At 71.0% G+C, this 22744-nt stretch carries 18 protein-coding genes and 2 pseudogenes; 11 read left to right on the top strand and 9 right to left on the bottom strand.

The window, feature by feature from the left end; genetic code table 11:
* Positions 1–14 precede the first annotated feature (14 nt).
* The 4 genes from GEV07_02505 (at position 15) to GEV07_02490 (ending at position 5844) form a co-directional block, all read left to right on the top strand.
* Positions 15–2291 carry a molybdopterin-dependent oxidoreductase gene (locus GEV07_02505; GenBank protein MQA01635.1) on the top strand — a complete coding sequence of 759 codons (2277 nt, stop codon included), beginning with the start codon at positions 15–17 and terminating at the stop codon, positions 2289–2291.
* Positions 2288–2776 carry a 2Fe-2S iron-sulfur cluster binding domain-containing protein gene (locus GEV07_02500; protein MQA01634.1) on the top strand — a complete coding sequence of 163 codons (489 nt, stop codon included), beginning with the start codon at positions 2288–2290 and terminating at the stop codon, positions 2774–2776. Before GEV07_02505 ends, GEV07_02500 begins: the two co-directional genes overlap by 4 nt.
* Entirely contained in the window at positions 2769–5078 is a 2310-nt protein-coding gene (locus tag GEV07_02495) for a molybdopterin-dependent oxidoreductase (protein MQA01633.1), read from the top strand. The genes GEV07_02500 and GEV07_02495 overlap by 8 nt, the downstream gene beginning before the upstream one ends.
* Before the next feature lie 73 nt (positions 5079–5151).
* Positions 5152–5844 (top strand): FCD domain-containing protein, encoded by a 693-nt coding sequence (locus GEV07_02490; protein MQA01632.1) that lies wholly within the window; start codon positions 5152–5154, stop codon positions 5842–5844.
* Here the strand turns inward: GEV07_02490 and GEV07_02485 are convergent.
* Entirely contained in the window at positions 5841–7316 is a 1476-nt protein-coding gene (locus tag GEV07_02485; protein MQA01631.1) for a sodium:solute symporter family protein, read from the bottom strand. The two genes, GEV07_02490 and GEV07_02485, sit on opposite strands and share 4 nt — an antisense overlap.
* Positions 7313–7495 (bottom strand): hypothetical protein, encoded by a 183-nt coding sequence (locus GEV07_02480; protein ID MQA01630.1) that lies wholly within the window; start codon positions 7493–7495, stop codon positions 7313–7315. Before GEV07_02480 ends, GEV07_02485 begins: the two co-directional genes overlap by 4 nt.
* A gap of 144 nt (positions 7496–7639) precedes the next feature.
* On the opposite strand from GEV07_02480, the gene GEV07_02475 reads away from it, so the two are divergent.
* On the top strand, positions 7640–8107 hold the full coding sequence (locus tag GEV07_02475; protein ID MQA01629.1) for a ribose-5-phosphate isomerase: 468 nt from the start codon (positions 7640–7642) through the stop codon (positions 8105–8107).
* A 16-nt stretch (positions 8108–8123) separates the two neighbouring features.
* On the opposite strand, the gene GEV07_02470 is transcribed toward GEV07_02475, so the two are convergent.
* Positions 8124–9356: a GNAT family N-acetyltransferase gene (locus GEV07_02470; protein ID MQA01628.1), complete on the bottom strand. Its 1233-nt coding sequence runs from the start codon at positions 9354–9356 to the stop codon at positions 8124–8126.
* Positions 9357–9517: 161 nt separating this feature from the next.
* On the opposite strand from GEV07_02470, the gene valS reads away from it, so the two are divergent.
* Complete coding sequence (valS, locus tag GEV07_02465) at positions 9518–12076, top strand: valine--tRNA ligase (protein ID MQA01627.1); 2559 nt, start codon at positions 9518–9520, stop codon at positions 12074–12076.
* Positions 12077–12140: 64 nt separating this feature from the next.
* Here valS and GEV07_02460 read toward each other — a convergent pair whose 3' ends face one another.
* Positions 12141–13094, bottom strand: a complete 954-nt coding sequence (locus GEV07_02460; GenBank protein MQA01626.1) for a hypothetical protein — start codon at positions 13092–13094, stop codon at positions 12141–12143.
* A gap of 354 nt (positions 13095–13448) precedes the next feature.
* Between GEV07_02460 and GEV07_02455 the strand changes: the two genes are divergently transcribed.
* From GEV07_02455 to GEV07_02445, 3 genes are read left to right on the top strand one after another with little or no spacing between them, the layout of a single operon-like run.
* Positions 13449–14534: an S-(hydroxymethyl)mycothiol dehydrogenase gene (locus GEV07_02455; GenBank protein ID MQA01625.1), complete on the top strand. Its 1086-nt coding sequence runs from the start codon at positions 13449–13451 to the stop codon at positions 14532–14534.
* A gap of 16 nt (positions 14535–14550) precedes the next feature.
* A complete protein-coding gene (locus tag GEV07_02450; GenBank protein ID MQA01624.1) occupies positions 14551–15216 on the top strand; it encodes an MBL fold metallo-hydrolase in 666 nt (221 codons plus the stop codon).
* Positions 15217–15276: 60 nt separating this feature from the next.
* Positions 15277–16131 carry a recombinase RecB gene (locus GEV07_02445; GenBank protein MQA01623.1) on the top strand — a complete coding sequence of 285 codons (855 nt, stop codon included), beginning with the start codon at positions 15277–15279 and terminating at the stop codon, positions 16129–16131.
* A gap of 11 nt (positions 16132–16142) precedes the next feature.
* On the opposite strand, the gene GEV07_02440 is transcribed toward GEV07_02445, so the two are convergent.
* Positions 16143–16517: a DUF2203 family protein gene (locus GEV07_02440; GenBank protein ID MQA01622.1), complete on the bottom strand. Its 375-nt coding sequence runs from the start codon at positions 16515–16517 to the stop codon at positions 16143–16145.
* Between the two features lie 39 nt (positions 16518–16556).
* On the opposite strand from GEV07_02440, the pseudogene GEV07_02435 reads away from it, so the two are divergent.
* Positions 16557–17100: pseudogene (locus GEV07_02435) on the top strand (GNAT family N-acetyltransferase).
* Here the strand turns inward: GEV07_02435 and recQ are convergent.
* Positions 17097–18932 carry a DNA helicase RecQ gene (gene recQ, locus GEV07_02430; protein ID MQA01621.1) on the bottom strand — a complete coding sequence of 612 codons (1836 nt, stop codon included), beginning with the start codon at positions 18930–18932 and terminating at the stop codon, positions 17097–17099. The pseudogene GEV07_02435 and the gene recQ sit on opposite strands and share 4 nt — an antisense overlap.
* Positions 18933–19092: 160 nt before the next feature.
* On the opposite strand from recQ, the pseudogene GEV07_02425 reads away from it, so the two are divergent.
* Positions 19093–19259: pseudogene (locus GEV07_02425) on the top strand (SAM-dependent methyltransferase).
* A 15-nt stretch (positions 19260–19274) separates the two neighbouring features.
* On the opposite strand, the gene GEV07_02420 reads toward GEV07_02425, so the two are convergent.
* The 3 genes from GEV07_02420 to GEV07_02410 are packed head-to-tail and all read right to left on the bottom strand — an operon-like array spanning position 19275 to position 22557.
* Positions 19275–20924, bottom strand: coding sequence for an ABC transporter permease (locus tag GEV07_02420; protein MQA01620.1), 1650 nt, complete (start codon positions 20922–20924; stop codon positions 19275–19277).
* Positions 20921–21844 carry an ATP-binding cassette domain-containing protein gene (locus GEV07_02415; protein ID MQA01619.1) on the bottom strand — a complete coding sequence of 308 codons (924 nt, stop codon included), beginning with the start codon at positions 21842–21844 and terminating at the stop codon, positions 20921–20923. Before GEV07_02415 ends, GEV07_02420 begins: the two co-directional genes overlap by 4 nt.
* Positions 21841–22557, bottom strand: coding sequence for a TetR family transcriptional regulator (locus tag GEV07_02410; GenBank protein MQA01618.1), 717 nt, complete (start codon positions 22555–22557; stop codon positions 21841–21843). The genes GEV07_02415 and GEV07_02410 overlap by 4 nt, the downstream gene beginning before the upstream one ends.
* Between the last annotated feature and the right edge of the window lie 187 nt (positions 22558–22744).

Raw genomic sequence — 22744 nt, 5'->3', positions numbered from 1 at the left:
GTGAGGACCCGCGCATGCTGCGCGGTGCGGGCGTCTTCGTCGACGACATCGCGCAGCCGCACGCGTGCCATGTCGCGTTCGTGCGCAGCCCGGTGGCCGCCGGGCGGATCACGGCGATCCACACGGCCGCCGCGAAGACGGCGGCCGGCGTGCGTGCAGTGGTCACGGCCGACGACATCGGCAGGCCCGCGCTGACCGCCGTGCTCGAGCGCGACGAGTTCGTGCCGACGGCCATGCCGCTGCTGGCGCACGACAAGGTGCGGTACGCAGGCGAGCCGATCGTCGCGGTGGTCGCCGACAGCCGGTACCTGGCCGAGGACGCCGCGGAGCTCGTCGCGTGCGAGATCGAAGAGACCGCGCCGGTGCTCTCGCTCGCCGACCACGACGCCGGCGTTCCGCCGATCCACGACGAGGCGCCCGACGGTGTGCTCGTCGACCTGCAGATGTTCGCCGACGGTGAGCTGGCCGAGGCGCTCGCGGACGCACCGTTGGTGCTCGACGAGACGTTCCGCAGCGGCCGGGTGGCCGCCGCGCCGCTCGAGGGCAGGGCGTGCCTCGCGCAGTGGCAGGACCGCGACGACCAGCTGGTCGTGCACCTGTCCACGCAGGTGCCCCATCAGGTGCGTACGGGTATCGCCGCCGCGCTCGGCCTGGCCGAGCGGCAGGTGCGGGTCGTCGCCCCCGACGTCGGCGGCGGTTTCGGCCTGAAGTGCGTGGTCGGCAGGGAGGAGGTCGTGGCCGCGGCGATCGCCCGCCGATTGCGGCTGCCGGTGCGGTGGAGCGAGGACCGGCAGGAGAACCTCATGGGGGCGTGTCACGGCCACGAGCAGGAGTACCGCGTGCGCGCGGGTTTCGCCGCGGACGGCACGTTGCTCGGGGTCGACGCCGACATTCGGTGCAACATCGGTGCTTACTCGGTATACCCGTTCAGCTGTGCCGTCGAGCCGTTGATGGCGGCCACCGAGCTGCCCGGCGTCTACAAGGTCGGCAGGTACGCCGCACGGGGCCGTGGCATCGCGACGAACAAGCCGCCGACCGCGCCGTACCGCGGTGTCTCGCGGCCGCAGCTGGTGTTCGTGATGGAACGGCTGATGGACAAGGCGGCCAACCGGCTGGGCATCGACCGGCTGGAGATCAGGCGGCGCAACACCATCAGGCGCGAGGAGTTCCCTTACCAGGGGCCGAACGGGATCAGCTACGAGCTGGGCTCGTACCTGGAGGCGATGGAGCGGTGCGCGACTGAGATCGAGCAGGCCGGCTGGTGGGAACGCAGGAAGAGCGACGACGGCCTGCTGCGCGGCATCGGCATCGCGAACTTCTCCGAACGCACCGCGTACGGCACGGCGACCATGGGCATGCGCAAAATGCAGATGACGCCCGGCTTCGACGTCTCGCACGTACGGATGGACGCGTCCGGCGACGTCACGGTCACCACCGGCACGTGCGGGCACGGACAGGGGCACGAGACGACGTTCGCGCAGGTCGTCGCCGACCGGCTCGGCGTCGACCCCGCGCGGGTCAAGCTCAGGCAGGGCGACACCGACCTGGCGAGCTTCGGCTGGGGCACCTGGGGCAGCCGCTCGCTGGTGATCGGCGGCGGTGCCGCCGCGGTCGCGGCCGGCCGGCTCGCCGACCAGCTCAGGGAGATCGCCGGCGAGCTGCTGGAGGCGGATGCGGCCGACGTCGAGCTGCTCGACGGGCACGCACAGGTCCGCGGCGTGCCGGACAGCCGGATCGGCATCGACACCCTCGCGTCCACGGTGCACTTCCGCTCGCACACGCTCACCCACGACGAGCAGCTGCTCGAGGCGCGTGGCGCCGCGAACCCGCCCGGCATGTTCTCCAACGCGACGCATGCCGCGCTCGTGGAGGTGGACCCTGGCACCGGTGACACCAAGGTTGTCGACTACCTCGTCGTCGAGGACTGCGGCGTCGTCATCAACCCGATGATCGTGGACGGGCAGGTGCGCGGCGGCGTGGCACAGGGCATCGCGGCCGCGCTGTACGAGGAGATGACGTACTCGCCGGACGGGCAGCCGCTGACCGGCACGTTCATGGACTACCTGATGCCCACCGCGAGCGAGATACCGCCGATCGCGGTGCACCACCTCGTCACGCCGTGCGAGCTGACTGAGACCGGCGCCAAGGGCATGGGCGAGGGCGGCACCATCGGCGCACCCGCCGCGGTGGTCGCGGCGGTCAACGACGCGCTGCGCGACTACGGCGCAGAGATCGACAGCATCCCGGTGCGGCCGGCCGACGTACTGTGCGTACTACGGGAGAGTGCATGAAGGATCAGCACCTGGTCACGCTCGACGTCAACGGCCGCGAGTACGAGGTGGTACTCGAGTCGCGGCGCACGCTCGCGGACGTCCTGCGTCAGGATCTCGGGCTCACCGGCACGCACCTCGGCTGCGAGCACGGCATCTGCGGCGCCTGCACGGTATTGCTCGACGGTGAGCCGGTGCGGTCGTGTCTGGTGTTCGGCGTGCAGGCCGACGGGCGCTCCGTACGTACCGTGGAAGGTCTCGCCGACGGCGACGAGCTGAGCGACCTGCAGCAGGCGTTCAGCCGCTGCCACGGGCTGCAGTGCGGGTTCTGCACGCCCGGGTTCCTGATGCTCGCCGAGGCGTACCTCGACACCGAACCCGCCGGCGACCCGGAGGAGGTGCGCGACGTCGTCTCCGCCAACCTCTGCCGCTGCACCGGGTACCAGGGCATCGTGGAAGCGGTGACCGAGGTCGCCGCAGCACGCCGGAAGCAGCGCGATGGCTGACCAGGTCGGGCAGCGTACGCCGCGCAAGGAGGACCGCCGGTTGCTGACCGGCACCGCGACGTTCGGCTCCGACGTGCAGTTCCCGCGGATGGCGCACGCGCGGGTGGTGCGTTCTTTGGTGGCACACGGGGCCATCACTGCGATCGACGCGTCGGCCGCGCGTGCGCTGCCTGGCGTCGTGGACGTGGTCACCGCCGCCGACGTGCCGACCGGCCTGGCCATCCCCGTGCGGCTGCAGGTGCCCGACACGGACGTCTCCGGCCGGCTGCAGCCGGTACTCGCCGCGACCGAGGTGCGCTACGTCGGCGAACCGGTCGCTGTCGTGGTGGCCGACGACCCGTACGTCGCCGAGGACGCCAGCGGCCTGGTCACCGTCGACATCGACGACCGCGACCCGCTCGTGGACGTCGACGACGCCACCGAGGCGGACGTCGTGGCGGACTTCGGCCTCGGCTACGGCGACGTCGACACGGCGTTCGGACGGGCGGCGCACGTGGTCGCGATGGACGTCGCGGTCGGCCGACACACGGCGGTGCCGATGGAACCGCGGGCACTGACCGTCGAGTACCAGCCGGCGACCGACAGCCTGTCGGTCTACGGCGCCACGAAGGTGCCGGTGTTCAACCGACAGGTGCTCGCCGGCCTGCTCGGCATGGACGAGAGCGCGATCCGCATGCACGCCGTGGACGCCGGCGGCGGGTTCGGCGTGCGCGGCGAGTTCTACCCGGAGGACTTCCTCGTCCCGTGGTTGGCCAGGCGGCTGCGCCGTGCCGTGTCGTGGGTCGAGGACCGCGCCGAGCACCTGGTGGCCGTCAACCACTCCAGGCAGCAGCGGCACCGGGTGGAGGCGGCGTTCGCCGCGGACGGCACCATCCTCGGCCTGCGCGACGACGTACGGCACGACAACGGCGCCTACGTGCGCACGCACGGCGTCATCGTGCCCGAGCTGACGCTGGCGATGCTGCCAGGTCCGTACCGGGTGCCCGCGTACCGCGGCCGGGTGCGGGTGGTGCTGACCAACAAGACCCCGTGCGGCACCTACCGGGCGCCCGGCCGCTACGAGGGCACCACCGCGCGCGAGCAGCTGTTCGACCTCGCCGCGGCCGAGCTCGGGCTCGACCGGGTGGAGCTGCGGCGGCGCAACCTGCTCGGCAGCGACGAGCTGCCACACACCAGGGCCATGCACACGCTCGGCACCGACGTGGTGCTCGACGGCGGCGACTACGTACGGCTGCTCGACCGCGCGCTGGCCCGCGTCGACGAGCTCGGCTGGCGCCAGCTTGTCGACGCCGGCCGGGCTGAGGGGCGGCTGCTCGGCCTCGGGCTGGCGGTGTTCCTGGAGAAGAGCGGGCTCGGTCCTTACGACACCGCGGACGTGGAGATCACCAGCACCGGCCGGGTGCGGGTGCTCTCCGGCGGCACCTCGCTCGGGCAGGGCATCGAGACCGCGCTCGCGCAGATCGCCGCGGACGAGTTCGGCGTGCCGTACGACGCCGTCGACGTGATCAACGGCGACACCCTGCTGCAGCCGTACGGCACCGGTTCGTGGGCGAGCCGGTCGACGGTCGTCGCGGGCAGCGCCGTACAGCGCGCAGCACGCGAGGTGGCCGTGCGGGTGCGCGAGCTCGGCGCCAGGTTGCTCGAAGCCGCGCCGGACGACGTCGAGCTGGTCGACGGCGCCGTGCGCGTGAAGGGCGTGCCAGGCAGTGCCCGCAGCCTCGCGGAGGTCTGGCAGGCGGCGCAGCCGCGCGCCGGCTGGCTCGCCGCCGACGAGCCGGCGGGGTTGGCGGCGCGGCACCGGTTCACCGTCGACCACATGACGTACCCGTACGGCGCCCACGTCTGCGCGGTGGAGGTGGACCCTGGCACCGGCAACGTCCAGGTGCTGCGTTACCTCGTCGCGTACGAGATCGGCCGGGCGGTGAACCCCACCCTGGTCGAGGGGCAGCTGCGCGGCGGCGTCGCGCAGGGCATGGGCGGTGCGCTGCTCGAGGAGCTGGTCTACGACGAGCAGGGCCAGCCGCAGTCGACCACCTTCATGGACTACCTGCTGCCGACCGCCGCCGAGGTGCCCGCCGTCGACCTGGTGGTGTGTGAGGACGCGCCTGCCGCGACGAACCCGCTCGGCGCCCGCGGTGCGGGGGAGGGCGGCGTGACCGCTGCGGGTGCCGCGGTGGCGAGTGCCGTCAGCGACGCGATCGGGGTGCCGGCGATCGGGAAGCTGCCGGTCGACCCGCGCTCCGTGGTACGGCTGCTGCGTTCCGAAGATCGGACAACTCGGCATTCGGTTGCATTATCATGACCGAATTCCGGCGTTCTGCTGCTCTCCCGGTCGCGAGAGGAGGCCACTGGTGCGCCCCAGCGCTGTCGGCGGCATCAGCGTGATGCAGTACTCCTCGAAGAGCGACATCGTCTGCGCGATGTTGCGGGAGCTGATCATCTCCGGTGAGCTTGCGCCCTCGGAACCGCTGCGCCAGCGTGACCTGGCGGCGCGGTTCGGCGTGAGCCAGACGCCGGTGCGGGAGGCGTTGCGGCGGCTGGAGTCCGAGGGCCTCGTCGTGGGGGACGCGCATCGCGGCGCGATCGTCAGTGCGTCGCGTAGCGGCATGGCGGAGGAGAACGCCCAGATCCGCGCCGCGCTCGAACCGCTCGGCGCGCGGTTGGCGGCGCGCGAGATCACCGAGGAACAGCTCGGCGTGCTGCGTCAGCTCAACGAGGAGATGACCAAGCTGCCCGAGGGCGACGGCCGCTACGCAACACTCAACCGCGAGTTCCACTTCACCATCTACGAGTCGGCGGCGTCGCCGATGTTGCTGTCGATGATGCGGCTGCTGTGGCAGGCGATGCCGGACGGCCCGCAGGTCACCCGCAGCCACCGCGAGTCGGCCAAGCAGCACGCCGAGCTGATCGAGGCGCTGGCCGCACGCGACGGCGACCGGGCCGCCGCGATCACCGAGAAGCACATCCTGAGCGCCGGCTACGTCGAGCAGGAGCGACCGGCGAAGCAGGCCCCGTCGCGTACGAAGGCCAAGCGCGCCAAGAAGTCCGCCGCCGCGCGGAAGTCCTAGACCGCCTGGCGCTTCCTCAGGTCCGTTCTCGTGCTGGCCAGGAACTCGTCCGCCCTTTCCTGCGGTGCCTTGGTCAGCAGGCTGACGACGACGAACAGGGTGAGCGAGACCAGCAGGCCCCACACGCCGCTGCCCTGGCCGAGCAGTCGGGTCGCGGTGAACTCCAGGTAGAACACCACGGCACCGCCGACGATGATGCTGCTCAACACGCCGGCCGCGGTGCCGCGCTTCCAGAAGAATGTGCCGACGATCGCCGGCACCATGACTAGCAGACCGGCGGACGCGGAGACCGAGAGCACCGCGATCAGGTTGAGTTCGAGGCGGGCGAACAGGAAGGCGAGCACGGCGATCACCGGGATGGTGATCTTGCCGAGCAGCAGCTGCCTGCCGTCGCTCGACGACGGCTTCGCCACCGCGTAGACGTCGCGGGTGAGCATCGAGGAGAGGGTCAGCAGGATGGAGTCGATGGTCGAGACCGCGGCGGCCATGATGCCGATCATCACGATGATGCCGAGCACGGACGGGACCAGACCGGACGACAGCAGCGACGGCGTCGCGAGGTCGCCGGTCTTCAGCTCGGGGAACTGGATCGCCGCGGCGAAGCCCCACGTGACGGCGACCAGCGTGTAGATGAAGCCGAAGACCATGAAGCCGAGCAGCATCCGGCGCAGGTCGCCCATCGACCGTGGCGTGAACAGCCGCTGGCTCACCTGCGGGTTGGAGATGCTGAAGAACACCCACGGCAGCGTGAGCCCGAGGAACATGCTGAACGTGAAGAACCCGTTGCCAGGCACGCTCAGCATGCCGGCGTGGTCGGTCTGCAGCGTGTCGAAGAACGTGCCGAGCCCGCCCAACCGGTCGATGATCACCGCCACGATGATGGTGGCGCTGATGACCATGATGATCGCCTGCAGGGAGTCCGTCCACGCCACCGACCGCAGGCCAGCGACCAGGGAGAAGACGATCGCGAGGATGGTAGCGAGCAACGTGCCAGTGGTGAACGAGATGGCGTCGTTCGTCATGCCCGACAACAGGTAGCCGACGCCGGCCAGCTGCACGGCGGCGTACGGGATGAGGAAGACGCAGCTGCAGGCCGCGGCGACGATCGCCACCGCCTTGCTGTCGTAGCGGCCGCCGAGCATCTCCGAGGGCGTGACGTAGCCGAACCGCTTACCTGCCAACCAGAACCGCGGCCCGAAGACGAGCACGAGCGTGACGCCGCACAGGTAGATCAGCTCGAAGCCGAGTGCGCCCACGCCGCCTGAGTAGGTGAGGCCGGCGAGACCGATGAGCATGAAAGCGCTGTACGTCGTGGCGCTGTAGCTCATCGCCGAGACGAAGCCGCCCATGTTGCGGTTGCCGAGGAAGTACCCGGACATCGTGCGCTCGGCGCCGCGGCGGGAGAGGTACGCGGTCACGCCGGCGAACACGACGTAGATCGCGATGCCGATCCAGATGTAGGTGGCGTTCACTGTTCGTCCCGCCAGGTCGAGCTGATGACTGCGTTCAGGCCGATCACGACGGCGGTCGCAAGGATCCAGAAGAGCATGCTGCCGTACCACGCATCGACGTCCCGCAACAGCGTGTAGGGCACGAGGTAGCAGAGCAGGATGATTATCGGTACCAGCCAGACCGTCTTACGGTGCTTCACGGGCTTCCCCTTGGCATGGGCTGTTCCCCGAATGATGAAATTTGGTATACCACAGTTCCCCTGGCGCCTCAAGGGTGGCGGTTCCCGTGTGCCGAGACACTACCCCTGCGCGCCCGCGGGTGGGGGCCTGCCAGACTTTCGCCCATGCACGTGTACATCGGGTCCGATCACGCGGGTTACGAGCTCAAGACGCAGCTGGCCGAGTGGCTGAAGGAGCACGGCCACGACGTGGTCGACTGCGGGCCGGAGAAGTTCGACCCCGAAGACGACTACCCGCCGTTCTGCATCCGGGTCGGCGAGTCGGTCGTCGTGCACCCGGGCAGCCTCGGCGTGGTGATCGGCGGCTCGGGCAACGGCGAGCAGATCGCCGCCAACAAGGTACGCGGCGTGCGCGCGGCCCTGGCCTGGTCGCCGGAGACCGCGTCGCTCGCCCGCGAGCACAACGACGCGAACGTGCTCGCCCTCGGCGCCCGCATGCACGACACGGAGGAGGCGTTCGGGCTGGTGGACCGCTTCCTGGCGACGCCGTACTCAGGTGAGCAGCGGCACACCCGCAGGATCAAGATCCTCGCCGAGTACGAGCGAACCGGCCAGGCCCCACCGCTGCCCTAGCGCGTCGGCGCGGTGCTCAGAACGAGTGCGGGCACCAGGGTCGGGGTTCCCACGACATGGCGGCGCCCAGGCGGCGCAGTGCGCCTTCCCGGCGTTCGGTCACGTAGCCGGCTTGGGCGTGCGCGGTGAGCGAGCTCTCCCCGAGGTACGCGGACGCGAGCACGCGGACGTCCAGCTCGAGGTCGGCCGTCGCCGTGGTGCGCTCGCAGCTGGCCGTCTGCTCGTCGCCGGTGAGGTGCCAGCGGCCGGCGTTGTGCGGGCAGCGCTCGTCCCGCACGTCGAGCACCAGGTCGACGGGTGCGGCGTAGCGGCGCTGGGCGAGCGCGTCGCCGACGCGCACCAGGCGTACCCACAGCGCGTCGTTGCGGATCGCCCGCGCGCGCCGCGGGTCGGCGAGCATGGCGAACAGCGGCGCATCCATCGGCAGCTGCCTGGACGTCACCTTCGCCGTCAGGTCGACCGTGCTGAGGAAGCGCCAGCAGGCGGCGTACGCTGCGGCGTCGTTGGCCTGGATCTCCTCGACGCGTACCGTCGCCGTGCTCGTCAGGCCGTCGTGCCCTGGCGAGATGCGGTGCAGCGCGTAGGCCCTGAGGTCGCCGGCCGGGCCGTGCACGAGGAGTGCCTGCATCGCCAGTGCGCCGTCGCGGGCGTGCTCGGGGTCGTTCAGGGTGTCCGCCCAGTGCGCTTCGTCACGCGTGACGAAGCCGGGACGCTGCGGCCGCAGCTCGTCGTACAGCTTCGCCAGGTCGTCGGTGACCTCGCCAGGGTCGGCGATCGTTAGCCGCAGCTCGGGGTCGACCGGGGCGTCGGCGACCAACCCGGCTGCCGCGCGGTCGACCTCGAGCATGGTGCGGTAGCTGGCCACCGCGTAGCCGTACCTGCGGTAGATCGACGACTCCGACGCCCACAGCACGGCCACCGCCTCACCGCCCTCGGCGAGGTCGCCCAGCTGCCTGGTCATCAGGGCGCTGAGCAGGCCCTGCCTGCGGTAGGTGGGGTCCACCGTGACGATGGTGACACCCGCCGCAGGCGCGACGGTGCCGGGAACGGTCAGCTCGAAGGTGTGCGCGCCCGCGGTGGCGACCGGCCGGTCACCGTCGAACGCGGCGAGGCCGCGGTCGAGCTCCAGGGTGCGCTGCAGCACCGCGATGTCTTCCTCGCGGTACGACTCGAGGAACGCGCCGGCGATGACCCGACCGACTCGTGGGAACTCGTCGGCGGTGAACGGGCGGATGGGGTATGGCGTCACTACGACGTTCTACCGCATCCGTGCGGGCAGCCGCGACCGAATTTCGCTACCATGGCCGACATGCTGCTCAAGGTGGGTCAGGCCCGGGCGCGAGTACGTTAGGCGCTTCTCGCGCCTGCTTCGCGTTCCTCGCACGCCTACCCACACTTTGAGGTTCCCCTATGGCCGTGCCTGATCGGCCGTCGCTTTCCGGTCTCGAAGAGAAGTGGTCCCGGATCTGGGACGAGCAACGTACGTACGCCTTCGACCGCACGCGCCACCGCGCCGAGGTCTACTCGATCGACACGCCGCCGCCGACGGTGAGCGGCACGCTGCACGTGGGCTCGATGTTCTCGTACACGCACACCGACCTCGTCGCGCGGTACAAGCGCATGCGCGGCTACCGGGTGTTCTACCCGATCGGTTGGGACGACAACGGGCTGCCGACCGAACGCCGCGTGCAGAACTACTTCGGCGTGCGCTGCGACCCGACGCTGCCGAAGGACCCCGACTTCACGCCGCCGGCGAACCCGCGGGGTGAACCCGTGGCCGTCAGCCGGCCGGACTTCATCGCGCTGTGCCTGACGCTGACCGCCGCGGACGAGCAGGAGTTCGAGCGCACCTTCCGTACGCTCGGGCTGTCCGTCGACTGGACGCACACCTACACCACCATCGGCGACCGCGCCCGTCGTGTCGCGCAGGCGTCGTTCCTGCGCGAGGTGCGGCGCGGCGACGCCTACCAGGCGGAGGGGCCGACGCTGTGGGACGTCGACTTCGGCACGGCGGTCGCCCAGGCGGAGGTGGAGGACCGCGAGATCGCCGGCGCGTACCACGCGCTGCCGTTCCACACGGCCGACGGCGGCGACGTGCTGGTGGAGACGACCAGACCCGAGCTGCTGCCGGCATGCGTGGCGCTCGTCTGCCATCCCGACGACGAGCGCTACGCCGGGCTGGTCGGCACCCGGGTCGATACGCCGCTGTTCGGCGCCTCGGTGCCGGTGTACGCACACCGGCTCGCGGATCCCGCCAAGGGCACGGGGATCGCCATGGTGTGCACGTTCGGCGACCTCACCGACGTGGTCTGGTGGCGGGAGCTCGACCTGCCGGTCCGTGCGGTCGTCGGGCGCGACGGCCGGTTCCTCGCCACCCCGCCGGCCGGCGTCGCGACCGCGCCGTACGCCGAGCTCGCTGGCCTGACCGTCCGCCGCGCGCGGGAGCGGCTGGTCGAGCTGTTACGCGATGCGGGGGAGCTGCGCGGCGAACCGCGGTCGGTCACGCACGCGGTCAACTTCTACGAGAAGGGCGACCGGCCGCTGGAGATCGTGTCGACCAGGCAGTGGTACCTCCGCAACGGCGGCCGCGACGAGTCGTTGCGTTCGGCGCTGCTCGCCCGTGGTCGCCAGCTGCGGTGGCACCCCGCGCACATGGCGGCGCGCTACGAGGATTGGGTGCGCGGCCTGGCCGGCGACTGGCTGGTGAGCCGGCAGCGGTACTTCGGCGTGCCCATCCCGGCCTGGTACCCGGTCGGCGACGACGGCGTCGTCGACCACCAGCGGCCCCTGCTGCCCGCCGAGGACACCCTGCCGGTCGACCCGAGCACCGACCCCGCCCCCGGCTACCGGGAGGAGCAGCGGGGCCGGCCGGGTGGCTTCGTCGCCGACCCGGACGTGTTCGACACCTGGGCGACGTCGTCGCTGAGCCCGCAGATCGTCGGTGGCTGGCTCGACGACGCCGATCTCCACGGCCGCGTGTTCCCGTTCGACCTGCGCCCGCAGGCGCACGACATCATCCGCACCTGGCTGTTCGGCACCGTCGTCCGTGCCCAGCTGGAGCACGGGTCGCTGCCGTGGCGGCACGCGGCGATCTCCGGGTTCATCTACGACCCGGACCGGAAGAAGATGTCGAAGTCCAAGGGCAACGCGGTGACCCCGGCGGCGGTGCTCGAGAAGTACGGCGCCGACGCCTTCAGGTACTGGGCGGCGCACGGCCGGCTCGGGGTCGACGCCACCTACGACGACGCCATGATGCGGGTCGGCCGCCGGCTGGCGATCAAGCTGCTGAACGTCAGCAAGTTCGTGTTGACCATGGCCGGCGACGCCGACCCGACCGCGGTGCGGGAGCCGCTGGACCTGGCGATGCTCGGCCGGCTCGCCGACGTGGTGGCCGACGCCACCGACGCGCTCGACGACTACGAGCACGCCAGGGCACTGCAGCTCGTCGAGGACGCCTTCTGGGCGTTCTGCGACGACCACGTGGAGCTGGTGAAGGCGCGCGCGTACGGCGAGCGCGGCGCGGCGGCGCAGGCGTCGGCGGTCTTCCACCGGCTGCTGGCACCGTTCCTGCCGTACGTCGCGGAGGAGGTGTGGTCGTGGTGGCAGGACGGCTCCGTCCACCGGGCCGAGTGGCCGTCCGCGACGCAGGTGCGCGAGCTGGGTGCCGGTGACCCGGAGCTGGTGGACCTCGCCGGCGCGGCTATCGCCGCGGTGCGGCGCGCCAAGTCGCAGGCGCAGCTGTCGATGCGCGCGGACGTGTCGCAGCTGCGGATCGTCGCGGCCGAGGAGGTGCTGGCCCGGCTGCGGCCGGCGCTCGACGACGTCGCCGCGGCCGGGCGGGTCGCCGAGACCAGCTGCGTGGCCGGCGGTGACGAGCAGCCGATCTACACCGTCGAGCTGGCCGAGCAGCCGATCGACGCTAGCCTCGATCTTCCACGGGCGGTCACGCCACCGCACGGTTCGTGTTGATCACCGGCCTCGTGCGGCTGACCTACGACTCACCCGGCCAGGCGCTGGTGATGAAGGATCGAGGCTACGAGACGGTGAGCGCGGACTCGATGACGCCCGCGCGCATGACCTGCGTGCCGTTGAGGAACAGCGACGGCTTCGCGTAGCCGAGCTCGACGTACCTGCCGTGGTGCTGCCCACCGCCGATGCCACCGTTCGGGCCGAACGCGAGGTGACCGGTGCCCGCGACCGCCGTGTGCTCGTACGCGGGGCCCTGCAGGCTGGCCGCGGGGTTCATGCCGAAGCCGACCATGCCCACCCGGTTGGCCGCGGCGATGTCGGCAGCGACGAGATCCGCGAGCGCGGTGCCCGCCGCGCCGCCGGTGACCAGGCCGCGTTCGATGGTGAGCGTGGTGGGCGCGGCGCCGACGCCGGGGCCGGCGTCGATCACGACGGTGCCGTGTACGGACTCCTCGACCGGCGCGATGACGACACCGGCGTACGGGAACCGGTACACCCCTGGCTGCGGCCGGCTCGGCGGGTTCAGGATGCCGCGCCGGCCGGCCAGCGACATGGTGAGCCTGGTGCCGGCCGGCGTGTAGAGCTCCGCATGGGTGGCGTCGCTCAGCCGTTCGGCGAGGAAGTTGCCCGCCGTCGCCAGCGCGCCGAAGTCGGCTTCGAGCGGGCCCTGGGTGAGCGTACGTTCGCTGGCGCCGGCCATCGCGTACACCCGGGCGCCGTGCGAGACGGCGGTGACGGCGGCTGCGCTCGGCACCACCGTGCCGCGGGTGAAGGCGATGACGACGTCGAGGTCGACCAGCTCGTCCACGATGGCGTCGAGGGCGTCACCGCCGTCGTCGCGGCTGCCGCGGTCGAGGTAGCGCACGTGCGCGTTGGCGCCGCCAGCCGTCGCCGCGCGCCGCAGTGCCCACGCAGGCCCCGCGTTGGACACGTCGTCGTAGAGAACGAGCACGCGCTCGTCGGCGCGTATCCCCGTGTACGAGACGGTGCGCTGTGCACCTTCTTCCAGCGTCAGCACGCTTTCTTTCCCCCTTGTAAGACGCCCCGTACGACCCACCCCCACCGTGGTCGCCCAGAGGAACCGCCTTCGATCGGCCGGTCGCCGTCGCCCCCTGCGGTCCGGACCGGTACCGATCGGCCACGATACCCGCGCCGCTGCCGGGCTGTCGCATCGACGCAGGTCCGATGCGGCGGAGCGTAGTTGCCGCGTGTGCCAGATGTTGTCGCTGTTGGCGTGCGCTCGGTGGAGCGGCATATGTCCGGTTGGCCGGCGGGCATGACACACGGTGAGGCGAGCCGTTCAGCGCGTTGGTCCGCCCCGTACCATGTGACGGTCGCGTGGAGAGCTAGGCGAATGGCAAAGGGGTCGATCATGCCGGAGCGAGTACGTGCAGTCGTGGCGACGGGGGAGAAGCAGCCGGTTTCCGTGGAGACCATCGTGGTCCCAGAGCCGGGGCCGGGGGAGGCCCGGGTGAAGGTACAGGCGTGCGGCGTCTGCCACACCGACTTGCACTACCGCGAGGGCGCGATCGAGGACAAGTTCCCGTTCCTGCTCGGGCACGAGGCCGCCGGCGTGGTCGAGTCCGTCGGGCCGGACGTCACCAGCGTCGAGCCGGGCGACTTCGTGATCCTGAACTGGCGGGCGGTGTGCGGTGACTGCCGTGCCTGCAAGCGCGGCCGGCCCTGGTACTGCTTCGCGACGCACAACGCCAGCCAGCCGATGACGCTGGCCGACGGTACGGAGCTCGCGCCCGCGCTCGGCATCGGCGCGTTCGCGGAGCTGACCCTGGTCGCCGCCGGCCAGTGCACGAAGGTCGACCCGGACGCGCCTGCCACCGTCGCCGGCCTGCTCGGCTGCGGCGTGATGGCCGGCATCGGCGCGGCGATCAACACCGGCGGCGTCGGGCGCGGCGACTCGGTCGCGGTGATCGGCTGCGGCGGCGTCGGCGACGCCGCCATCGCGGGCGCCCGCCTGGCCGGTGCCCGCCGGATCATCGCCGTGGACGTGGACGACCGCAAGCTGGAGTGGGCGAAGCAGTTCGGCGCCACGCACACCGTCAACTCGAAGGCCGCCGACCCGGTCGAGGAGATCAGGGGGCTGACCGGAGGCAACGGCGCCGACGTGGTGATCGAGGCGGTCGGCCGGCCGGAGACGTTCACCCAGGCGTTCTACGCCCGCGACCTCGCCGGCGTGGTCGTGCTGGTCGGCGTCCCCGACCCGAAGATGACCATCGAGCTGTCGATGATCGACGTGTTCGGCCGCGGTGGCGCGGTGAAGTCGTCCTGGTACGGCGACTGCCTGCCGTCCCGTGACTTCCCGATGCTGATCGACCTGTTCCAGCAGGGCAGGCTGCCGCTGCAGGACTTCGTGACGGAGACCATCCCGCTCGACGGGGTGGAGGATGCGTTCGCGCGCATGGAGCACGGTAATGTGCTCCGCTCAGTGGTTACGTTCTGAGAGGTAGCCGGTCGACATGGCCAGGGGCAAGGGCAAGGACAAAGAGAAGAAGACCAAGGTCCGCATCGAGAAGATCGAGACCTCGGGCGTCTTCTCCCTCGACGGTGAAGACCACGAGGTCGAGAACAACGTGTACGTCATCGGTGACAACGACGAGGTCATCGTCGTCGATGCTGCACACCACGCCGAGGCGATCCTGGAGCAGGTCGGTGACAGGGAGATCCTCGCCGTCATCTGCACCCACGGGCACAACGACCACGTGAACGTGGCCCTCGAGCTCGCGGAACGCGACGAGGCGCCGGTGGCCATGCACCGCGGTGACCGGCGGCTGTGGGAGATGACGCACGAGGACCAGCGCCCGGACATCAGCATCGAGCCCGGCGGGACGTTCGAGGTCGCCGACATCGTGTTGACCGTGCTGCACACCCCGGGGCACTCGCCGGGCTCGATCTGCCTGTACGCCGAGGACCTCGGCGTCGTGTTCACCGGCGACACCCTGTTCAAGGGTGGCCCTGGCGCGACCGGCCGCTCGTTCTCGGACTTCCCCACCATCCTCACGTCGATCTCCGACGAGCTGCTGAGCCTGCCCGCCAAGACCCGGGTGCTGCCCGGCCACGGCGAGGAGACCACCATCGGCACCGAGGAGAAGGACTACGCGGACTGGGTGGAACGCGGCCACTAGGGCGTGTCCGCGAAGGTGCGCCCTGGCACGTTGTCGGTGGCGTCCGACAGAGTGGACGTGATGGGGCAACTGGGTTTCGAGGGCATGCCGCAGCGGCTGTACACGTGCACGCCGTCGCGGCTCGCCTCCTGGGTCGACTGTCCGCGCCGTTACCGGATGACCTACCTGGACCGGCCGCAGCCGCCGAAGGGTCCGCCGTGGGGGCACAACTCCCTCGGCGCGAGCGTGCACGGCGCGCTGGCCGCGTGGTGGCGGCTGCCGCCCGAGCAGCGCACCACGTACGCCGCGCAGCGCCTGGTCGACCAGGGCTGGATCTCGCTGGGTTTCCGCGACGACCAGCAGGCGGAGCAGGTACGCGCGCGGGCGCGGGAGATGGTCGCCGACTACGTCGCCGAGCTCGACCCGTACGACGAGCCGGTCGGCATCGAGCGGGTGGTGGCCACCCGCACCCAGGTGCTTGCGCTGTCCGGTCGGGTCGACCGGCTGGACGACCGCGACGGCGAGCTGGTGGTGGTCGACTACAAGACCGGCAGGCACGCGCTCACCGTCGACGACGCACGCGGGTCGATGGCGCTGGCGCTGTACGCGATCTGCACCCGGCAGGTGCTGCGGCGCCCCTGTTACCGGGTCGAGCTGCACCACCTGCCGACCGGTGAGGTGCTCGGCTGGGAGCACGACGACCACGCCCTGCAGCGCCAGCTGCGGCGCGCGGAGCAGATCGGCGCAGAGGCCGCAGCCGCCGACGCCAAGTTCCGCGCCGGCCTGTCCGACGCAGAGGTCGACGAGGTCTTCCCACCCCAGCCCGGGCCCCAGTGCCGGTACTGCGACTTCGCCCAGCACTGCCCGGAAGGCTCCACCCCGTACCCGACCAACCACCCCTGGGCCGGCCTGGCAGAGGCCGTACCCGCCGACTGACGGGTTCGGGGTCAGGCGTCCGCGGGGAGGCGGCGGCGGCCGGCGAAGCCGGCGTCCAGGCGGTGGTACCAGGCCAGCTCGGTGTCGCCTTCCAGCCAGCACAGCAGCACCTGCTCGCCGTCCAGTTCGGCGGGGAAGTCCAGCAGTAGGGGGGCGATCCCCTTCACCTGCAGCTCCTCGGCGGTGACCTGGGAGAGCAGCTCGTCCAGGTGGGCCTGGTACGCCTTCAGCTCGGGGAGGCCGCCGAGCGGCGAGTTGACGCCGCGCTGCAACGCCGCGCCGAGCTCCGCGGTGTCCGCGCGCACGGTGATGACGTCCTCGATGATCGGTCGCAGCCCGTCGAGCACCGCCTGCGCCTCGCGCACCGTGTAGAGCTTCTGCACCACCTCACGGTAACGCGCGCCCCCTAGGCTGGCGCCGTGGAGCTGCGAACCGAACGACTACTGCTACGCCGCTGGCGTCCCGCCGACCGGCTGCCGTTCGCCGCGTTGAACGCGGACCCGGACGTGACCGAGTACCTCGCCGGGCCGATGACCGCCGCACAGAGCGACGACCTGGTCGACCGGATCGAACAGGGCTTCGCCGAGCGCGGCTTCGGGCTGTGGGCGGTCGAGGTCACGGCGACCGGCGCGTTGGTCGGCTTCACCGGGCTCTCCGTGCCGTCGTTCGAGGCGCACTTCACGCCCGCCGTGGAGGTCGGCTGGCGGCTGGCCAGGTCCGCGTGGGGGTACGGCTACGCGACCGAGGCCGCCCGCGCCGCCCTGCGGTACGGCTTCACCGACGCGGGCATGCCGGAGATCGTGTCGTTCACCACCGTGGCCAACGTCCGCTCCCGGGGCGGTGATGGAGCGCCTCGGCATGACCAGGGACCCGGCCGACGACTTCGACCATCCCAGCCTTCCGGCCGACCACCCGATACGCAGGCACGTGCTTTACCGCCTCACCGGGTCCAGCTGGCGCGGGCGCTAGGCCCCGCCGGCGAGCGCGTCGAGCACCTGCTGGCCGTACTTGTCCAGCTTGCTCTCGCCGACGCCGTTGACGGTGGCGAGCTCGGCCAGCGACGTGGGCAGCGTGGTGGCGATCTGTCGCAGCGCCGCGTCGTGGAAGATGACGTACGCGGGTACGCCCTGCTCCTTCGCCGCCTGCGCCCGCCAGGCCCGCAGCCGCTCGAAGACGCCGGCGGCCGCCTCGGACAGCTCGGCGTCGACGGTCTTCGGTTGCTTGGCGGCCTTGACCGGACGGGCCGGCTCTTTGCGCAGCAGCACCGTACGTTCGCCGCGGAGCACGCCGCCGGAGCTCTCGGTGAGCGCGAACGTGCCGTACTCGCCGGTCACCGCGAGCAGCTGTTGGGCGAGCAGCTGCCTGAGCACGCCACGCCAGTCGGCCTCGCCGATATCGGTGCCGACACCGAACACCGTGAGCTCGTCGTGCCTGTGCTGCTCCACCTTCGGCGTACGCCGGCCGAGCAGGATGTCGACGATCTGGCCGGCGCCGAACCGCTGCCCGCGCTCCCGCTCCAGCCGCAACACCGTGGACAGCACCTTCTGCGCGGCGACCGTGCCGTCCCACGACTCCGGCGGCGACAGGCAGCTGTCACAGTTCCCGCAGTCGGCGTCGCGGTACTCGCCGAAGTACGCGAGCAGCTGGGTACGACGGCACTGCACGGTCTCGCACAGCGCGAGCATCGCGTCCAGATGCGCCGACAGCCGGCGCCGGTGCGCGGCGTCCCCCTCCGACCCGTCGATCAGCTTGCGCTGCTGCACCACGTCCTGCAGCCCGTACGCCAGCCACGCGGTGGACGGCAGCCCGTCGCGCCCGGCGCGGCCGGTCTCCTGGTAGTAGCCCTCGACCGACTTCGGCAGGTCGAGGTGCGCGACGAAGCGCACGTCCGGCTTGTCGATGCCCATGCCGAACGCGATCGTCGCGACGACCACCAGCCCGTCCTCGCGCAGGAACCTGGCCTGGTTCGCCGCGCGGGTGCCGGCGTCCAGGCCGGCGTGGTACGGGAGTGCCTCGACGCCGTTGGCGGTGAGGAACTCCGCGGTCTTCTCCGCGGACGCGCGTGACAGCGTGTAGACGATACCCGCGTCGCCTGGGTGCTCCGTGCGCAGCAGCTGGAGCAGCTGCTTCTTCGCGTCCTTCTTCGGCGCGATCCGGTACTGGATGTTCGGTCGGTCGAAGCTAGCCACGAACTGCTTCGCGTCCGCCAGCTCCAGCCGGCTGGCGATCTCCTCCCTCGTCGCCTGGGTCGCGGTCGCCGTCAACGCGATCCGCGGCACGTCCGGCCAGCGTTCGTGCAGTACGGAGAGCGCGAGGTAGTCGGGGCGGAAGTCGTGCCCCCACTGCGCGACGCAGTGCGCCTCGTCGATGGCGAACAGCGCCACCTTGCCCTCGTCGAGCAGCCGCAGCGTGGGTTTGGCCTGCATCCGCTCCGGCGCCAGGTACAGCAGGTCGAGCTCGCCCTGCCGGAACGCGGCGGCGACGGTGCGCTGCTCGTCGAGGTCCTGCGTGGAGTTCAGGAAGCCGGCGCGTACTCCCGCGGTGGCCAGCGCGTCGACCTGGTCTTTCATCAACGCGATCAGCGGCGAGATCACCACGCCCACGCCGTCGCGGACGAGCGCCGGCACCTGGTAGCACAGCGACTTGCCGCCGCCGGTGGGCATCAGGACGAGCGCGTCGCCACCGCCGACCACGTGCTCGACGACCTGCTCCTGGTCGCCGCGGAACGAGTCGTACCCGAACACCCGCCGCAGCACGTCGTGCGCAGCCGGCTGTGCCGGGCGTTGCGGGGCAGATGTCACCCAGCGATCCTAAGCCGAACCGAAGCCGCCGAGGAGCGTGGTCACCATGTTGTGTACGGCCGCCGGCTCTGCGGCGCCTACTTGTAGTGGGCGCATGCCCACGCCACCCGGGCAGCCGCACCGCCACCGGCAGGTCGCCGAGACGTACCGGCGAGTGCCGCAGTGGCAGTTCGGCTGGCAGCGCCCGTACACCAGGGACCAGTGGCTGGAGTTCCTGCCCACTACCGGCGGGCTCACCCGGCCGCCGTCGACGCGATCGGTGGCAGCTTCACTATGTCCTACCGCACGGTGGTGGTCACCGCGGCGCGCGCCTCTGCGCCGCGGTGACCGGACCGCCTGGTGCTACTTGGTCTCCAAGTCGCGCCGGCGGAACCCGTACATGCCTACGGCGATCAGCGCGGCGGCGGTCCCCGTGAGCACGAGCAATGGTGTCCATTCGAAGTCGTCGACCGGTAGCCGTGGGATGTGCCCGAACGGCGACAGGTCGTGCATCCAGTCGGGGAACTGCAGGATGGCGCCGAAGTAGCCGACCACCCCGCCGTACACCACGACCAGCCAGGCCGCCGCGGCCGCGCGTGGCAGCCAGCCGACGAGCGCGACCGCGAGCGCGGCCGTCACCCAGAGCGCGGGGATGTACGCGGCACTGGCGACCACGATGTCCACGAACAGACCTTCGTTCTCGTCGACCGTGGGAGTCCCCGTCGCGGCGAGCGTCAACCCGCCGAGCAGCAGGACGGCGGGTGAGCCGAGCAGCGCCACGGTGAGGTGGCTGCCGAGCCACCTGGTGCGCGACAGCCCGGTGGCGAGCACCGGCTCGGCCCGGCCGCTGCTCTCCTCCGAACGGGTGCGCAACGTCGCGATCACCGCGTAGATCGCTGCCACGATCGCCAGCACTAGCATGATCATGCCGAGGAACGTGTCCACGAACGTGGTGCCGCCGGTCTGCATCTGCTGGAACACCTCGATGTCCTTGAACATCTCCTCGACGTCGCCGAGGAACGGCCCGTAGGACATGCCGAGCACCGCCATGCCGATCGCGAACCCGATCAGCATGCCCCGGTGCAGCCGCAGCGCGAACCCGAACGGCGTGGTGAGCGCACGCGTCGCCGCCGGCCGGCCACGTCTGGCCGCCCGCAGCCCCGCGCCGACGTCCCTGCGGACGCTGAGCGCGAACCCGATGCCGGCGAGCACGATGGCCGCGCCGAGGTTGAGCAGCAGCGGCCACCAGCGGTTGTCGAGATATGGGAACGTCTGCTGTGCCCAGCCGATCGGCGAGGCCCACGACAGGTCGCTGCCCGCCGAGTCGCCCGCCGCGCGGACCAGGTACGCCGCCCCGACGATGGCGAGGCCCATCCCGGACGCACCCCTTGAGTGCGGGGTGATCTGTACGGTCAGCGCGGCGACTCCCGCGAACGTGATGCCGGCCCCGGCGTGGGCCGCTCCGTAGAGCAGCGACCCCTCCCACGTGACCCCGTCGAGGTCGAGCGCGCCGAGGCTACCGGCGAGCAGGAGCGCGAGCGCGACGTTCACCGCGACGGCGAGGATCAGCGCGGCCGCGAGCTGTGCGTGGCGGCCCACGACGCCGCCCCGGACGAGCTCCGCGCGCCCGGTCTCCTCCTCGGTGCGGGTGTGCCTGGTGATCATGAGCACGCTCATGATCCCGACGAGGATCGCCACGAAGCCGAGCATCTGGTGCCCCAGCATGGCCCCGTAGTGGTAGTCGCTGAGGTAGTGCTCCGGCCCGGTGAACGCCAGCCCGGCCGGGGTGGCCATGGTGTCGCCTGCGGTCTGCCGTTCGGCCGCGGTCTCGTACAGCTGCGGGAACGCGGCCGCCGGCCACAGGGTGCCGAGCGTCAGGGCACCGAGCCACACCGGGATGCGGACGCGGTCGCGCCGCAGCGCGAACCGCAGCAGCGTGCCCGTCCCGGTGAGGACGCTGCCACCTGCTCGGTGCGTGGTGTGCCCGAGGGTGGGTGTGGCGGTTGCGGTCATCTCGGCTCTCCGTTGGTGCTGCTCCCGTTGGCGGCGAGCTCGTCGCCGTAGTGCCGGAGCATGAGCTCCTCGAGTGTGGGCGGGTGGCTGGTGAGTGCACGGATGCCGAACCCGCTGAGGTGCTTGATCGCGCTGTCGAGGTGGTTGCCGTCCACCGCGAACCTGGCACGGCCGTCGCTCACCTCGGCGTCGTGTACGCCGGGCAGCTGCTCGAGGCCGGTCACCGGGCTCGAGGTGTTCGCCTCGACGGTCGTGCGCGTCAGGTGGCGCATCTCCACCAGCGTCCCCGACTGGACGATCTTGCCCTGCCGGATGATGCTGATCCGGTCGGCGAGCTTCTCCACCTGCGCGAGGATGTGGCTGGACAGCAGCACTGTCCGGCCGGCGGCCTTAACGTCGTGGATGACGTCCTGGAAGACGACCTCCATCAGCGGGTCGAGTCCGGCGGTCGGCTCGTCCAGCAGCAGCAGCTCGGCGTCGGACGCGAGCGCCGCGACGATGGCGACCTTCTGCCGGTTGCCCTTCGAGTACGTACGCCCCTTCTTCGACGGGTCCAGGTCGAACCGTTCGACGAGCTCGTCGCGCTTGCGCTTGTCCAACCGGCCGCGCAGCCGGCCGAGCAGGTCGATCGCCTCGCCGCCGGTGAGGTTCGGCCACAGCTCCACGTCGCCGGGCACGTACGCCAACCGCCGATGCAGCGACACCGCGTCCGACCACGGATCGCCACCCAGCATGCGCACGGTGCCGGTGTCGGCGCGCAGGATGCCGAGCAGCACCCGAATGGTGGTGGACTTCCCGGCCCCGTTCGGGCCGAGGAAGCCGTGGATCTCACCGGTGTCGACGGTCAGGTCCAGCCCGTCAAGTGCCCGGGTCGACCCGAAGGTCTTCACCAGTCCGGAGGTGGTGATGGCAGTGGTCATGTCGCTTCCTGGTCTGTGCCTGTGGGTGTGGTCGCTTCGTGTTCAGCGGTCTGTACGGCGTCCGCCATGGTTTCTTGGACGGTTGCGTAGAAGTCCTCGGTGATGACGCCCTTGGCGAGGAGCTCCGCGTTGAGTGCGCCCCATCTGAGGGCGTCTTCTGGGCGGCCGCTGGCGAGGTCGACCCCGAGCAGCCGCTTGGCATGCTCGTGCAGGACGAGCGCGCCGAACTGCCAGAGGGCCAGCACGATGGCCCGCTCCCGCGGCTTGTCGGTCGGCGTGAGGATGCCGTTCTCGACGCCCTCGGCCATGTACTCGATGGAGTCCTCGATCATCTCGTCGATGAACTCGTCCACGTGTGGCGAACCGTCCGCGAGCGTCGTGGCGAGGTACTTGATCACCGACGTGCCCTCGTACGCGTCGCGGATGGCCTGGAACGGGTCGAGGTTCTTGCCTTCCACCATCGCCGCCCGCTTCTGCGTCCTGATCACGGACGCGACGTGCTCGTCGCAGGCGACGCGCAGTCCCTCCTTCGAGCCGAAGTGGTGGAGGACGAGCGGCGTCGACACCCCCGCGTCCGCGGCGATGTCCTTGAGGTTGGCGGCCGCCACGCCCTCGGCGGCGAAGCGCTCGATCGCGGCGTCCCTGATCCGGGCGCGCGCCGTGCGGTCCGGGTCGTCGAGCCGCCGCTTCCTCGGCTGCTTCGCTGCGCTCATGCCACCACTCCTGGACTTCAATACAGCATGCTGAACTGAATTCAGACTGAACCGCGTTCAGTCCTTCGTCAAGGGGATTCCGTGGGAATCGCCGGGCCTCGCGGACGGCGCGGCACGACCGCTGATTCCGTCACGCTGGGTGCGTCCCGCTTCGGATAGCGGGGTTTCGTCCGGGACAATGCGCGGA

The sequence above is a fragment of the Streptosporangiales bacterium genome, assembly GCA_009379825.1.
Taxonomy (GTDB): domain Bacteria; phylum Actinomycetota; class Actinomycetes; order Streptosporangiales; family WHST01; genus WHST01.
Note: the sequence above shows the minus strand (reverse complement) of the source record. Positions and strands in the feature narration are given on the sequence as shown.